The organism is Oceanobacillus iheyensis HTE831, assembly GCF_000011245.1.
In the GTDB taxonomy this organism is placed as follows: Bacteria; Bacillota; Bacilli; order Bacillales; family Amphibacillaceae; genus Oceanobacillus; species Oceanobacillus iheyensis.
Map to the genome: position 1 here is coordinate 2983953 of NC_004193.1, position 15915 is coordinate 2999867.

The 15915-nt window shown below is 35.5% G+C and carries 15 protein-coding genes and 1 pseudogene; 6 read left to right on the forward strand and 10 right to left on the reverse strand.

Annotation, left to right across the window (positions count from 1 at the left end; translation table 11 throughout):
* Nucleotides 1–4: 4 nt before the first annotated feature.
* The 6 genes from OB_RS14790 to OB_RS14815 form a co-directional block, all read right to left on the reverse strand.
* On the reverse strand, nucleotides 5–1831 hold the full coding sequence (locus tag OB_RS14790) for a polysaccharide biosynthesis protein (protein ID WP_011067293.1): 1827 nt from the start codon (nucleotides 1829–1831) through the stop codon (nucleotides 5–7).
* A gap of 24 nt (nucleotides 1832–1855) precedes the next feature.
* On the reverse strand, nucleotides 1856–2551 hold the full coding sequence (locus OB_RS14795) for a LuxR C-terminal-related transcriptional regulator (protein ID WP_011067294.1): 696 nt from the start codon (nucleotides 2549–2551) through the stop codon (nucleotides 1856–1858).
* A gap of 88 nt (nucleotides 2552–2639) precedes the next feature.
* Complete coding sequence (locus tag OB_RS14800; protein WP_011067295.1) at nucleotides 2640–3305, reverse strand: response regulator transcription factor; 666 nt, start codon at nucleotides 3303–3305, stop codon at nucleotides 2640–2642.
* 119 nt (nucleotides 3306–3424) lie between these two features.
* The gene (locus OB_RS14805; RefSeq protein WP_011067296.1) at nucleotides 3425–4189 is read right to left on the reverse strand and encodes a tyrosine-protein phosphatase; all 765 of its coding nucleotides are present in this window, start codon (nucleotides 4187–4189) and stop codon (nucleotides 3425–3427) included.
* Between the two features lie 357 nt (nucleotides 4190–4546).
* Complete coding sequence (locus OB_RS14810) at nucleotides 4547–5242, reverse strand: CpsD/CapB family tyrosine-protein kinase (protein WP_011067297.1); 696 nt, start codon at nucleotides 5240–5242, stop codon at nucleotides 4547–4549.
* Entirely contained in the window at nucleotides 5220–5987 is a 768-nt protein-coding gene (locus OB_RS14815; protein WP_011067298.1) for a YveK family protein, read from the reverse strand. Before OB_RS14815 ends, OB_RS14810 begins: the two co-directional genes overlap by 23 nt.
* A 564-nt stretch (nucleotides 5988–6551) precedes the next feature.
* Between OB_RS14815 and OB_RS14820 the strand changes: the two genes are divergently transcribed.
* Entirely contained in the window at nucleotides 6552–7631 is a 1080-nt protein-coding gene (locus OB_RS14820; RefSeq protein WP_011067299.1) for a LysM peptidoglycan-binding domain-containing protein, read from the forward strand.
* 388 nt (nucleotides 7632–8019) lie between these two features.
* Here the strand turns inward: OB_RS14820 and OB_RS14825 are convergent, their stop codons facing one another.
* Nucleotides 8020–8919, reverse strand: a complete 900-nt coding sequence (locus OB_RS14825; RefSeq protein WP_231846957.1) for an NERD domain-containing protein — start codon at nucleotides 8917–8919, stop codon at nucleotides 8020–8022.
* A 301-nt stretch (nucleotides 8920–9220) separates the two neighbouring features.
* Between OB_RS14825 and OB_RS18840 the strand changes: the two are divergent.
* Both OB_RS18840 and OB_RS14835 read left to right on the forward strand, forming a co-directional pair.
* A pseudogene (locus OB_RS18840) lies at nucleotides 9221–9743 on the forward strand (cupin domain-containing protein); the annotation flags it as partial.
* A 542-nt stretch (nucleotides 9744–10285) separates the two neighbouring features.
* Nucleotides 10286–10678 carry a hypothetical protein gene (locus OB_RS14835; RefSeq protein WP_011067302.1) on the forward strand — a complete coding sequence of 131 codons (393 nt, stop codon included), beginning with the start codon at nucleotides 10286–10288 and terminating at the stop codon, nucleotides 10676–10678.
* An 80-nt stretch (nucleotides 10679–10758) separates the two neighbouring features.
* Here OB_RS14835 and OB_RS18430 read toward each other — a convergent pair whose 3' ends face one another.
* Nucleotides 10759–10920 carry a hypothetical protein gene (locus OB_RS18430; protein ID WP_160162358.1) on the reverse strand — a complete coding sequence of 54 codons (162 nt, stop codon included), beginning with the start codon at nucleotides 10918–10920 and terminating at the stop codon, nucleotides 10759–10761.
* A 512-nt stretch (nucleotides 10921–11432) separates the two neighbouring features.
* Here OB_RS18430 and OB_RS17985 point away from each other — a divergent pair.
* Nucleotides 11433–11603, forward strand: a complete 171-nt coding sequence (locus tag OB_RS17985; protein WP_011067303.1) for a YfhD family protein — start codon at nucleotides 11433–11435, stop codon at nucleotides 11601–11603.
* A gap of 143 nt (nucleotides 11604–11746) precedes the next feature.
* Here the strand turns inward: OB_RS17985 and nagA are convergent, their stop codons facing one another.
* Nucleotides 11747–12922, reverse strand: a complete 1176-nt coding sequence (nagA, locus tag OB_RS14840) for an N-acetylglucosamine-6-phosphate deacetylase (protein WP_011067304.1) — start codon at nucleotides 12920–12922, stop codon at nucleotides 11747–11749.
* A 235-nt stretch (nucleotides 12923–13157) separates the two neighbouring features.
* Here nagA and tagD point away from each other — a divergent pair, with 235 nt between their 5' ends.
* Together tagD and OB_RS14850 are read left to right on the forward strand one after the other, a co-directional pair.
* Nucleotides 13158–13544 (forward strand): glycerol-3-phosphate cytidylyltransferase, encoded by a 387-nt coding sequence (gene tagD / locus OB_RS14845; RefSeq protein ID WP_173338142.1) that lies wholly within the window; start codon nucleotides 13158–13160, stop codon nucleotides 13542–13544.
* Between the two features lie 136 nt (nucleotides 13545–13680).
* Nucleotides 13681–14745, forward strand: a complete 1065-nt coding sequence (locus OB_RS14850) for an LCP family protein (RefSeq protein WP_011067306.1) — start codon at nucleotides 13681–13683, stop codon at nucleotides 14743–14745.
* Between the two features lie 39 nt (nucleotides 14746–14784).
* Here OB_RS14850 and OB_RS14855 read toward each other — a convergent pair whose 3' ends face one another.
* Nucleotides 14785–15864, reverse strand: a complete 1080-nt coding sequence (locus OB_RS14855; RefSeq protein ID WP_011067307.1) for an MraY family glycosyltransferase — start codon at nucleotides 15862–15864, stop codon at nucleotides 14785–14787.
* Between the last annotated feature and the right edge of the window lie 51 nt (nucleotides 15865–15915).

Genomic DNA, 15915 nt, shown 5'->3' on the forward strand with positions numbered 1-15915 from the left:
AAATTTAAGCCTTCATCGTCTCCAAAATTCGACGCTCTGCAAAGACAATATTCATCATTTCATCTTTTAAGGTTTGTGTATTGAACCCTTCAAAATGGATTAATAGGTTCGTAATCAATTGCTGGTCTACTTCTACCGTTTTTCCAATGTATATCTTTTCATACACCTGTTCAGGGAACACTTCATCCTCACCTAGTAATTCCTCGAACATTTTCTCTCCAGGTCGGATTCCTGTATATTTAATTTCAATTTCGTCTTCGTTATATCCAGATAAGCGAATCAAATTTCGAGCGAGGTCGGCAATTTTCACTGGATTTCCCATATCAAGCACAAAGATTTCTCCGCCTCTTGCCAAGGTCCCTGCTTGTACTACCAATCGAGATGCTTCTGGAATAGTCATAAAGTACCGAGTCATCTCTGGGTGAGTAACCGTAATAGGTCCCCCTTGTTCCATCTGCTTCTTAAAGAGCGGGATCACACTTCCTCGACTACCCAGTACATTTCCAAATCTCACTGCGACAAATTTCGTACTGCTCCGCGATGCTAAGTCTTGTACGACCATTTCTGCTATCCGTTTGCTTGCCCCCATTACATTGGTTGGGTTCACTGCTTTATCGGTAGATACCATGACGAATGTGCTGACGCCAAATGCATCGGCTGCTTCTGCGACATTTTTCGTACCGATAATGTTATTCTTAATCGCCTCATGCGGGTTATATTCCATCAGTGGAACATGTTTATGTGCAGCCGCATGATACACAACTGCTGGATGATGTTCTTGCATAATTTGATACATGCGATCTCGGTCTTGAACATCGCCAATAAGTGGGACAATTTCAATCTCAGAATCCTTATAGTTGGTTCTTAATTCCATATCAATGTTATAAATGCTAAATTCTCCATGCCCAACTAGTAAAATCTTCTGAGGTTTAAATCGCATCACTTGTCGACAAACTTCTGACCCAATCGAACCGCCAGCACCTGTTACCATAACCGTATTTTCTGTCACATATTCCGATATTGCTTGAATGTCTAGTTTCACAGGTTCTCTTCCTAAGAGATCCTCTACTTCTACATTCTTCAAATGACTGACCGATACTTTACCAGTCATTAAGTCTTCTATTTTCGGTATCATTTGAACCTTTGCTTCCGTCTCTCCACAAAGCTCAACAATTCTCTTAAGTTCACCGTTTCTTAATGATGGAATCGCAATTACAATATGTTCAATTTTGAAATCCTTTACTTTTTCGGGAATGTCACTTGCTCTGCCAACAACAGGAAGATTATATACTTCCATCTTCTGTTTCGCTATATCATCATCTATAAATGCAACTGGGTAGATTTCTGATTGATGTTCATTCTGAAGTTGCCTTGCAATCATTGCTCCTGCAGATCCTGCACCAATAATAAGCGTGCGTTTTTGATTTGCATTCTGCTTAATATAGCGATCTCGGACAACTCTCCACATAAATCGAGATCCACCGATTAATACAATATGTAATAACCATGTGATTACTAGTGCTCTCCGGTAAATCATTCCATTTGCGATTAATTGCACAACTGCAACTGATAAAACAGTTAGTGTCACTGCTTGTACAATCGCTAATAATTCTCTTACACTCGCATATGCCCATACTTTGTTATATAACTTATAAATAAATGCATAAATATGATGGAATACGAGCAACGCAAGTGCACTTAAGCCTAATTCTTCAAATAGTAATATCTCCGGATAGGATGGATAAACAACCCAAAACGAGATAAAAATTGCCGTGCTGACAATTGCCGAATCAAGAAGAATAAGCAATGCTAATCTTTGCTTATATGACATGTATGTACACTCCATTCTAAGAAACTATAAGATAACACTATATTCATTATTTTCCTTATCGATAAAAGAGTCAGAAATCAGATTATTTAAATATTCTACCATGTTTTTCCTGCCCTTTATATGCAACTTTCGATATAGATTACTTACGTGGATCTTCACAGTTCCTTCTGTAATGCCTAATTCAATCGCAATGTTAAGATTTCTTAATCCGTCTTTTACATGATAAGCGACATACGCTTCCCTGATACTAATGTCAATTCCATTCTCAGATAACCTTTGATAGAAAATGTCAAAATTTGTTTGTTTTAAATCCTTCACTCGTTCTAACAGTCCTTTATGAATAGAAATCGGTAAATAAAAATAATCTTTTTGTAAGTGGTCGATAGCTTGTTTCAATTCCTTTTTGTCAATCTGTGACTTCTCAAAGATACTATCTACCTGGCATTCAATCATGGCATACATTTCTGTTTGCTTGATGGTCGGAACAAAGAAAATAACCTTGAAATCAGGTCGTTCTTCTTTTAATTCGTTTACTTTCTTTAATACATCTTCCTTTGGAAGCGACTCCAAATCAAATATGAAAACATGCGGTCTGGAGTTTAGGTTCATAATCCCTATTTTCCTATCCCAAGACAAAAATTCTACTGCTTCACTATCCAATAGTTTATGTATATATTGCTCCTCTTCATTACCAATACTTACATACACAACCTTTAACATATTTATTCCGCCTCATCTCGTAATCATCTAATCAAAAGATGTATATATATCATACTATAGACCCAAAAATAAAATTAGTGACTTTTTGTCATAAAAAGTCACTTTTAGAAAAATATTCCTCTGATTGGAAAACCTTATTTAAATATTCAATTGTTTTCGAGCGATTATGGATATGAAGTTTATTATAGATTTCACTAATGTAATTTTTTACTGTTCCTTCACCAAGAAATAATTTTGAAGCTATTTGATGATTATTGTGGTTTGTCATTAACAGGAATGCAATGTCTACTTCCCGCTTGGTAAAGTGAATACCATGTTGTTTAATCTTTTCTTGAAATAGTTCCTTTTTATCAATGACAACTTCTTTTAATTGTTCAGAAACTACATTCTTTACTTCAAAAGGAAAGACAGTAGCTCCGGCTTTCACAATACGAAGTGTCTCTATACTTTGTTTGATAAATAAATCATAAGGGATGACTGCATCAAGTCCGATAAGCATCCCCTGTAGTAATTGGTCTTTATTTGGTGTGATGTAGATGAGGATTACCTTGCTATCAGGTAATAGTTGTTTCATATTTTTTGCTTTTTGAAGTGTATGTTTATCTATATATTCTTCATATAAGATAACAATATCAGGATTTGCTTGTTTGAATGATTCGTCAAACTCTATCAGTTTAAGAGATTCATCTTGATTTAAGTAATTTTTCAAGTTAACTTGATCGTTGGTCTTTTCCTCGGCTAATAATACTTTCATGCTAAATTACCCCTTTAATCCAGTATGCGCTTCCCCCCAGAATTGCATATGAATAAATCCTGATGTAAGTAAAACATTCCCTATAATTCTTTTTTCAGAGAGTTTTTGTGTCTATGGTGTTAAAAGAGCCCTAAAAATTTCTTTTTCTTTGGTTGCGTTGGTTCCATTCGGTTTACATTATGATTATCTACAAGTAACTGTGCATTTTCTTGGAGCATATATACATAATCATTTCCAAATTTACTATGCACATGATCAAATGCTTCAGCCATGACGAATTTACGAGATTTTATATTATGAGCATCCGATGCAATAAAATGTGTCTGATTACATTCGATGAGTTGATGAGCATATTTCTGCACATCTTTACCAAACTTCCCAATTAGGCTCGCTGCAGTAAGTTGCGTAAGTGCACCATTCTTCACAAAATTGTATAGCTTGTCTGGATGTTCTATCAGCTCTTGATTACGTTCTGGATGGACAATAACTGGCGTATACCCTTTCAATTGAATATCAAATAACATTTGTTTTGCATAACGTGGCACACTAGCTGACGGAAATTCGACAAATAGATACTTTGAATAATTAATTGGCAATAAATCATCTGAATCTATCTCCATCATCATATCGCCATTAATTCTCGTTTCTTGTCCTGGTAAAACCTCCACTGGAATTTGGTGATCAGAAATTAATTGATTTAATATATCCACATTGTGAATAATGGAAGATTTGTCATTAAAGTATGAACCATTTCGGTGATGTGGTGTCGCGACAATGGTAGAAATACCTTGCGAAGCCGCTTGTTTTGCCATGGCAATGCTATCTTCTTCCGTTTTTGCACCATCATCAATGCCAGGTAAAATATGTGTATGAATATCTATCACAGTTGAAAAACCTTCCTTTCTATATATTAATCTATCAAATATCAATTATTCGAATTATTTAACTATTCAAGCGTATTATACGTTAGTTTTCTGAGGAATACAATAAATAACCTAATATTTCGTATGTCTTTCGGTATAAAACACAATTAACAATAGGTAAAATTTACCACTGTTCTATACTAGCAAAATTACTCACAATTATCTACGTTTTTTCAGTAATAGAAAAGTCATAGATTTTATCTTCCAATCGCATGATTTTAGATAAATGACAAAGTTTATCATCATGTATAAATTAGTATTGTATCCAGACAACGAAAAGAAGAGCGCATCCTAACTTCGCTGCGCTCTTTTAGTTATTTAACTTCCATAGTAATAATAGTAATTTGCATCTTTCTTATCACGATCATTTAATACTGCACCGAGTACATTTGCGTTTACGGATTGTAGTGCTTCCATCGCTCGATTAGCTGCATCGTTTTCCGTTTGTTTACTTCTCACGACAAGAATCGTGCCGTCAACAAAGTTTGACATTACTTGTGCGTCTGTCACCGCAAGTACAGGTGGCATATCAAAAATGACAATATCATAGGATTGCTTCGCTTCTTCAATAAAAAATTGCATACGTTTTGAACCAAGTAATTCCGAAGGGTTAGGAGGGATTGGACCACAAGAAATTAAATCCAAATTCTCTACATCACTAGATTCTACGGCATCTCTTAACGAAGTCTCACCTACAAGAATATTGCTGAGTCCTCGAAGATTATCCAAGCGGAAAGTGTAATGTATGGTTGGTTTACGTAAATCAGCGTCTACTAATAACACACGTTTTCCTTGCTGAGCGTAAACAATCGCCAAATTCGCTGTCGTCATTGATTTCCCTTCGGAAGGGCCAGCAGAAGTAAGTAATATACTTCTTAAATCAGAGTCAACAGATGCAAACTGCAGGTTCGTACGGATAGTTCGGTATTGCTCTGAAATTGGCGATCGTGGATTAATCTTTGTAATTAAATGACGCATTTTATTATTGACATTAGACAGTTTTTTTCGCGCCATCAAAACCACTCCTTACTGATTTATTTACCGAGGATGCCCGACCAAATTGTTCATTACGGACATCTTTTTCATCCATATGTGAGATGACACCTAGTACTGGAATATTCAATTGTTTCTCGATATCCTGTTCTGTCTTAATGGTATTATCTAAGTACTCTAGTAAGAATGCGATACCTACTCCTACCATCGCACCCAATACCATCGCAATTGCGATATTTAGAATCGGGTTAGGAGCAACTGGTGACGGTTCTTCGGCAAGTTCTGCCTGAGAAAGAACGGAAACATTATCTACATTCATAATATCTGGAATTTCATCTTGGAATACTTGAACAGTGGTATTAGCTATATCTGTTGCTAATAGAGGATCCGGGTCCGTAGCCGTAACTGTCACTACTTGAGAATTTTCCTCACTAGCCACACTAATTTTCTCGGATAGTTGACTACTAGTTAAATCTAATTGTAATTCAGTCGCTACCGTATCAAGAATCGCTGGACTTTTAATAATAACGTTATATGTATTAATAATTTCAACATTGGTGCGAATATCTGTCTGCGTGAACTGGTTAGCCTGTTCTTGATTGCTCTGATTAACAATAAATTGCGAACTATTTTCATATTTTGGTGTCATGACAAAATAACTTATAATTGCTGCTGCAAGCGCCGCGACTAAAATAAACGTAAAAATTAATAAAAGGCGCTTCTTGATGACCTCAAAGATTTCCTTGAGGGAAATTGTCTCCTCCATTTCTGTACCTCCAATATATTGTGTCATCTTATGTTGATGACAGCATGAATAAAGTATTAAATGCCTCGAGAGTAAAAGATCAATATCTACTAAATCGATTGCTTAGATTATGCTAAACCATAGTGTACGTTGACTATTTCTACAAAACGATCCCAACAATCTTCCAAAATTATCCTTTATCAAACGACATTATAACCCGAATTATATCATAATACGATTTAAATTCTAGATTTATTTTATAAAGTTTAGAAAATAAGTTATATTTTTTAGGCTGAATTACCCACCTACAACAACATTGTTCATCTCTATATTACAAATAGATTACAAATACCCTAGTAATCTATAAAATTATGTCATAAAACGATATAATATGATTACATTATTGTTAATAATTGGATATGAATATAAAATCAACCAATCAAATTATAATTGAACCACGTCTTTAGACCTACTATTTTTCTTACATATCCTGACTACCTCAATTTACCTACCTACTAAATTCATGAGGAAGTCTACTAAAATTAAAATCCTAACATTATTAATCTCAACTGAGGGGGACTACAAATGGCAAATAAGAAAATCTTTTTTTCTGTGACAGCAAGTGCAGTAGTAGCATCAGCATTTTTTGCAGTAGATGAAGCAGAAGCAGCATCGCACAAAGTACAATCTGGAGACTCTTTATGGAAGATTGCACAGCAATATGGCACATCTGTTTCAACTTTAAAGTCTATTAATAATTTATCTACGGATGTTATTTATCCAAATCAAGTATTGAAAACAAGTAAGTCTAGTTCAGGGAATTCCAATAACTCAAACTCTGGTAATTCCGGTTCTAGCTCAAGTAATTCAAATAACTCCACCTACACGGTTAAACGTGGAGACACATTAAGCGGAATTGCTTCTAAGCACGGTATTTCATTATCTAATTTGATGAAGTGGAATAACCTATCAACTACATTAATTTATCCTGGTGATAAATTTGTCGTAAGTAAAAATGGTTCAAGTAATTCCGGATCAAATAACTCCGGTTCTAACTCAGGAAATTCAAATAGTGGCAATTCTAATTCTGGAAGCTCAAAAGTACATTCAGTTAAATCAGGTGATACATTATCCGCGCTTGCGTATAAGTACAATACAACTGTATCGAATTTGAAAAAATGGAATAACTTAAACTCCAGCCTTATCTATGTTGGACAGAAATTAAAGGTTTCTTCAAGTGGAAGCAGTGGCAATAATAATAGTAATAATGGCGGTAGTGATTCTTCTAATGTAGATGTTGATTACAATGTAGATAAATTAATTAGCACAGCAAAAAGCTTAAACGGAACTCCTTACGTATGGGGAGGATCTACACCAAGTGGATTTGACTGCAGTGGGTTCATCTATCACGTATATAATAAAGCAGGCAAAGACATTTCTCGTACTTCCAGCCAAGGATATTTCGATCGTTCCTACTATGTAAATTCACCACAAAAAGGTGATTTGGTATTCTTCAAGAATACGTATAAATCTGGTATTTCCCACTTAGGAATTTACATTGGCAATAATCAATTCATCCACGCAGGATCAAGCGGCGTACAAATTACTAGTCTAGATAATAGCTACTGGAGCAAGCACTTCGATAGCTTCAAACGTTTTTATTAATATGATATGAACTAAGTGTGGTTAGGACATAACAAAAAATATTAGTCAAAAGACGAATGAAAGCTAAAATAAGCGTAAGAAATATACGGAGACTCCTTGAAAATCAAAAATTGATTTTCTGCGTGCGATGCAATGCTGTCGCAGTCTTCCTTGTCCTATGGGAGCAAGGCCTAGGTGAGACCACGGAATGCGGAGCATCCGGAGGCTCACCAGCCGCCTTAGGATAAGCGCTGTATATTTCTGAAGCGGGTTTTTAATACCCATTCATTCGGATTTTTCTTTTGCGAAATACTTTTTGGCCAACCTCATTTAATTTAAGATAATTGTACCTCATATTAAAAAAAAGGGATTATCCCATGTATTATTTTACATGTGGATGATCCCTTTTTTACTTCAAGAACCATTTCTGCTGTTTCTTATTAAATACATAATTTGCATGTTTTAATAAATGTTTTACGATATGTCTTGATTTTACATGAAGCCATCTTGATGCTTCTCTGTTGGTTAACGAGCGCTGGAAGATGTAATAATAATCCATCAATGCTTGCCGATGTGCATGTTTCGAATTATGTTCACAAGACTGACATTGCCATTTTCCATTATGACGAATCATACCTAATTTCCCGCATTCCGGGCACCCAACTCCAGTTAAGACATCGCCTTCCTTTATACTATATTTCTTCATGATGTTGATTTTCTTTTTTTTACATACAGATTTCAAACGATCCCCCAGTTTCTGATGATCAATCTTTGGTGAATGAACCGATTTCTTCTCTTCCGTATCTGTTATGGTTTTATGGAGTTTATTAACCATTACCACGGAGTCATTCATCGGTACCGTATCTTGCATGATCTTCATCATTATTTTCGGATCACTAATGACGATAAAAGCCTCTATCGATAAATGATGTATATCTTGAGATTCCAACCATTTTTGTAATTGAATTTTTTTAAATTCTAATTGTTGGAATGGAAATAATTCCTCAATAATAAGTTTGGGTTTATATGGCACATTTTGAATTTGTTCGGAAGTAAATTCAAATGCCGGTTCAACAATGTCGTTATTTACATCAATAATATAGATGGTATATGGTGTAATAATCAAATTATCTACTTCTAGATATTGGTTTTCAACTTTAATATACACTTCATGCAATATCGTATAAGATGCGCCAATCGCTTTTAAAGAAAAATCAACGGAAGTCATACCAAGAAAATGTCGGTGACTTTTAGAGTAATGTTGTTCAATTATCTCTTTCTCTGTAAAGTCGGCTCTCAATCTGGCCAATATTGATTCATATGAATTCAATATAATTGGCTTCTTCCTTTTCTTGATAATCATTCAAAATCACATTCCTCTATCTATCTCTAAATCTCACAAATACTTGGGTTTATGAATAATCTTTTTAACTATAAATTTCACAGCAATTCTCTTATTCTACCATCAAATTGTCGTTCATTTATATATAAAGCATTGCCTAAAGTACCATATACAAATCTAGGTTATTGTCACAACCATTCCATTCTTCACATAGGCTACTATTGAAAATTTTACGAATGGAGTTGTAATTATGGCAGGATTATCACCTATGGAGTTTTATTCAAATCCAAATAGACAGTACTTTTTAGACGTAAATCAAGAGCGCCTATTCACCCGTAACGACGAAAATTACATTAATCGTCTAGGCAGAGATGTATTAGATACACTTGGAGATGTATCTTTATTAGATATATATTTAAGTACCGGTCGCGTAGTAGAACCGCATTATCATCCGAATGCGGCTGAGCTGGTCTATTGTATTTCCGGAAGTGCCGTTGTATCACTAATTAATCCATTCACAAATGAGAAAAAGAATTTTACAATTACTCCAGGAGAAGTCGCAAATATACCTAAAGGTTGGTGGCATTGGGAGGAAGCTTCCGAAGATCAAACTCATTTAATAGCTATATTTGATGCACCATATCCAGAGTATATTCTTGGTTCGGATATCCTAACAAAAACACCTGTGGAAGTGATGGCACATACGTATTGTCTTGATCCAGATACGTTTAGCGAAGCGATCGCACCAATTGGTAACCAATCCATTGTTATTGGACCAACAGACGCCTGTGTACAAAATCGCGAAGAGCGAAATTCAGGAACCACTGAACAAGAATCTATCGAGGAAACGAATCCAAGCAATCAAGACCAGATAGATCAACCTATATATCAACACACTTTACCACAGTTCACACCAGCAAATTTACAAGCACTTGCATACCATACACAACCAGCCAACTCATCTCCGAATCAATCGGATAATTGGGAAAATCAACAAATTCAAGGACAACCAGAAAATCAATCGAATTGGCATCCAGAACAGCAACCTTATCTATTATACCCACAAATGAATCAAGTAGGTACAAATTTAAACTATCCACTCCAACAGACAATGTATCCGAATCACGCAGCATCTCAACATCATCCTATTAATCATTACCCCCAACAACCTAGAAATTATGATCAACCAGTAAATAATTTTAATGGCGGACCAGTATATTACTACCCGAATCCAAATGGAAATAACGATTCTGTATAGGACTCAAGTCCGGTAATATTCGCAACTCCTTGTCCATACACTGTACAAATGGACTTTTTGAGGAGGGAATAACGAATGAAAACAGGCGACTATTCTGTTACAGAAGATATGCTATCACGATACTTTGAATTAAATAAGCTACGAAAAGAAATTGACTCCGAAATGAAAGAACTTAAAGAGGTATTTCATTCCTATATGGACCACCGAGTAGGAGAAAATAAAAAAGGGGAATATTCAGAGGGAAGTTATCAGTTAGTACGGCAAATTAGAAAAGCAGAAAAATACCGGGAAACGGAAACCGTAGAGAAATTAGAAGAAATGCAATTACATGATTTGATTCTGGTGCAAAAGAAACCAGATGTCACAAAGATTAATGCAGCCGCCGAATTAGGATTGCTCAGGACGGATGAACTTGAGGAATTAAAGACAACCAGCTATACACAGGCTATTGCAGTGAAGAAAGTGTAGGCTGCTTAGGACTGGAGAAACAACTAAATTATCACGCTAAACCGTAATGAAATGCGCCAGGTAATTGGTATCTAGGATTGTTAATGATTCGGAATAATCCTTTTCACCAATTTAACTAATGGTGCATTTTTTGTTTCGGGATTTATGTGGTTGGCTTGTGCTAATGTTATAAGTGTGGGTTCTTTTGCTATACGTTGCTCCTGTGTAGAGTAAGCTAAATTTACAGGATTACCTACACTCATTACCAATATTGATTTTGGAATATCATCTTTATGAGTTACCTTTTTTCTTTCTCTCTTGAATTATGGGCACTCATCTCTTCTATGAGTTACCTTTTTTCTCTTCTCACTTGAATTATGGGCACTCATCACTTCTATGAGTTACCTTTTTTCTCTTCTCAATTGAATTATGGGCACTCATCGCTGCTATGAGTTACTTTTTTTCCTTTCTCAATTGAATTATCGGCACTCATTGCCTCTATGAGTTACCTTTTTTCCTTTCTCACTTGAATTATGGGCACTCATTGCCTCTATGAGTTACCTTTTTTCCCTCCTCACTTGAATTATGGGCACTCATCGCCTCTATGAGTTACCTTTTTTCTCGATTCCTCGATTTCTGGGCACTCATCACCACATCGTCATTCATCACTTGACTTCCACTTGCAGTATAAATAATCCATCATATTATTTTATTTCATAATTTTTATTTATTTGTACATATTAAAGTTGAAATATATTATTGTGAGGTGATTATCGTGGGTAGGGATGAACATAAGAAGTCTAAGAATAATTTTCTTTCACAAACTCCTGAAAATCAAAAGTCAGATGGGCGTGATATTGAGTTCTCAGAGGAATTAGCAGATTATGATGACAAAGAGGCTCAAGCTAGAAGCAGTGCAGCTGATAAGCGTGCCAAAGGAAAGTAACTAATGCATAAAGAGGCGATTCTACTAAGAATCGCCTCTTTTGCTTCATCGTAAATTTAATAGGTGGTTAGTTCAGCAGTGAGCCTCTAATTAACTTCCCCCTATTTACAGCCTTAATCAAACGTTTGATCAAGACTCCTCTATTACTTACGGTAAGCCGTTTCTCCACGGCATATCGTATATTCAATGTCCATTTGATCATTCACAAGGAGAATATCTGCATCCTTTCCTACATCAATGCTTCCCTTCTGATCAAAAATGCCAACTTGCTTAGCCGGGTTTACAGAAGCCATTCGGACAATGTCTTCTATTTCTACGCCGTTTAAATCTAGCATATTCTTGACGCCATCGATCATTCGCAGCACACTTCCAGCTAGACTACCATTTTCAAGTGTTGCTCTTCCCTCTTTTACTGTTACAGGTTGACCGCCTAATTCATAATCTCCGTCTTCTAATCCTTTTGCGCGCATCGCATCTGTAATAATAATAATTCGTTCTGCTCCCATGGAATCGTAAATTAACTGCATCATCTCTGGTACCACATGCACTTCATCTGTGATTAATTCAGCACGTAGATCTTCTAATTGAAAAGCTGCTCCGACCGCGCCTATATCACGGTGGTGAATACCGTTCATCGCATTACATAAATGCGTTAATTGGCGAACTCCTTGATTTACAGCTGTTTTCATTTGAGCGAATGAAGCATCTGTATGGCCAGCTGAAACATTTACCCCTGAATGATACAAGCTTTCAATGAATTCCCCATCCACATCATGCTCTGGTGCCATTGTAATGGTGCGAATACTATTTCCAGATGCATGCTGCCAATGTCGAAATTGATCTAAATTCGGTTCTGCAATATACTCTTTCGGTTGTGCCCCGGCTTTCGACACTTCGACAAATGGTCCTTCCAGGTGAACACCTACCATTTCTGCTATACCAGGTTTATTGTCAAACGAATCTACATTCAAAAGAGCTTTTTCAATCTCTTCAGGTGATTGGGTAATTGTCGTAGCCAAAAAACTTGTCGTACCTTCACCAGGAAGATTCTCTGCTAATCGGAGTAATGTATCCTCCTTCGCATCCATCACGTCTACGCCATAACCGCCATGAATATGCCCATCAATAAACCCTGGGATTGCACTCCATTCGTATTTTGCATCAATTATTTCCGTATCTTCTGTTGGCTCAAAATGCTCTTCCGCAGAAATAAATCGATCAATTTTTCCGTTTTTTAATAATAATCCAGCGTTCATGACTTGTTTATCTTCCATATAGATTGTTTTTATTTTTTTAATCCAAACTGCATCATTCCCCATGACTCAATACACTCCCATTCATTACCTCACATTATGTATATCATTAACCACTATTATATACGTTAAGATGTAAACAAAAAAGATTTCTGTCTATATTTCCCGGGAAATGATAGATTATCAATTAAATTGTCAAATTTTTATCCAAAAACAAGAAATTTTTCTATAATTATATTGTAGGTTTAGTCCATATAGTTATATAATAAAGAAATAAGTGTTTTACTTGGAGGGGAAAAATATTACTACCGTCTTAACATATGGTACATTTGACATGTTACATATTGGACATATTAATATACTTAAACGAGCCAAAAGTTTAGGTGATTATTTAATAGTAGGAATTTCAACAGATGAATTCAATACATTGAAATCTAAAAAATCTTACTATTCATATCCAGATCGTAAACGAATTGTAGAAGCCATACGTTATGTGGATAAAGTGATTCCTGAATCCACTTGGGAACAAAAGTTAGAAGATATTAAGAAATATAATGTCGATTATTTTGTAATGGGAAGTGATTGGGAAGGTAAATTTGATTATTTGAATTCGTATTGTGAAGTAATATACTTATCGAGAACAGAAGGTATATCAACTTCCAAGATAAAAGATGACTTCTCTCAGTAAATTACCATATTAGCCAATTTCCGACAAATTACATTTGAAATGTAATTTTAAATTTACGTAAAGTTCCGTTCGTAGTACAATAAAATATGGTTGTCAAGAAATTCAACCTAATTCCTTTTGAAAAGGAGATTCAAATATGAAGAAGAATAAATCTGTACCAACACGTACAGTGATGAGAAAAAAGAAAAAACGTAAAATAAGAAAGCGTGTCTTATTTATTTTACTACCAATAGCTATAGTATTTTTTGGTGTGTTAGGCTACGGCGTTCATTTATATGTTCAAGCTCAAAATGCAGTCTCTAATTCCTATGAGGATGAAGGTAGAGAAAAGTCAGCACTTCGAGAAAATCAAGTAGATCCAAATATCGATAATGTTTCCATATTAATTATTGGTACCGATGCAAATGAACATCGTGATAATGCGGATAATGCAAGATCAGATGCGCTAATGCTAGCTACCTTCAATAAAAGTGAAGAAAGTGTCAATCTAGTTAGTATACCTCGTGATTCCTATGTGCATATACCCGAAGTGGGTCGTCAAGACAAAATCACCCATGCACATGCGTACGGTGGGCCAAAAGCGACGATTGAAACTGTAGAAAATCTGATGGATATACCAGTAGATTATTATGTTCGTGTAGATTTCCATGCGTTTGTAGATGTTGTGGACGCTATTGGCGGAATCAATGTCGATGTCCCTTATGAATTTAAAGAATCTAATTCTATGGACAAACGTGATGCTATTCACTTATTAGCTGGTGAGCAAACAGTAAATGGTGAAGAAGCCCTTGCCTTAGCTCGTACTAGAAAATTAGATAATGATATCGAACGTGGAAAACGACAAATGGAAATTCTTAATGCAGTAGCGAAAAAAGCTGCATCCGTCAATTCCGTCTTTAATTTCGACGATGTCATAAATGCTGTCGGTGACAACATGTCTACAAATATGAGCTTTAAAGAGATGCGAACTTTCGTAAGTTATGTAACAGGTGGATTAAAAATTAATAACTCAACCTTAGAAGGATCTGATTATCAGCCTGGTTCTACGTATTACTGGCAATTGGATGAAGTAGCACTTCAAGAAACAAAATCTATGCTGCAAGAGCACCTAGAGATATCGAATCCAACAGTGAATACTGATGCCGAATCATATAACGAGACAAACGAAACTCAAGAGTCACAAGACGCTCAAAATTATTAAAAAAACTACCAATCTACAATTTGTAGATTGGTAGTTTTTTTATCTATTAATTTTCACTTTATCTCCCAAAATCCGTAATTGTGAGAGTATCGGTTTTTTTCTGCCAGCGATGCCAACTATTTCGGAGAACAGCTGAATGGCAAATAATATTAAACATCCTATCATAAATGAAGTAATCATACGAGCACTATTAAAAATAACGGCCATTACTCCAAAATAAATACTAAATCCATATATAATCAAAACAGATTTCCTGTGTGAGTATCCCTTACTCATTAACAAGTAATGTATATGTTTATTGTCGGCGACTGCAATCCCCTTATGATTACTTAACCGTCTTAAGATGGCCAGTATGGTATCAAATATAGGTATTGCTAAAACAATTGCCGGAACAATAAAACTAAAGAACGCAATATTTTTAAACAGTCCTAGCATGGAAACAATAGCAATAGAATAGCCTAATAATAATGCACCTGTATCCCCCATAAAGATTTTAGAAGGATAGAAATTATAAGGTAAGAAACCTAACGTACTTCCAATCAGTATCACACATAATCCTATCACTAAAATACGATAGTCCATAATAGCCATCACAAGAATACTGGCTAAACCAATGATAGATATACCAGCAGCTAGTCCATCCAATCCGTCTATTAGATTAATTGCATTAGCAGCAGCTACAATCCATAGAATAGATAATGCGATGCCAATATAATCATCTAAAAAGACAGTACCAGCAAACGGAATCGTTAGTTTCTCAATTACGAGGCCTGAAGATGTAACAACAGAAGCCGCCATTAATTGACCAGCCAGCTTATAGCTTGGCCGCAAATTAAACATATCATCTAATAAACCCGTTAGTAGCATAATTACAGCACCAATAATTACTCCTGTCATCTCTGGAGAGTCAGGTGATAAATATATAAATCCTACAGCGATACCAATAAATATCGCTAAGCCCCCCATACTCGGCTTTGGCACTTTATGCATTTTTCTTACTTGATCTGGTCTATCTACAAAATTTAACATATGCAATATTTTTATCATCAACGGTGTAACAATAAGAACTGTTCCAATGGATAAAAGAAAGGCAATGAACAACTCTTCTATCGACCACATATTAATCCCTACTTTTCAAGGAGTTTTGTATATTCTTGTATATTCTATCAT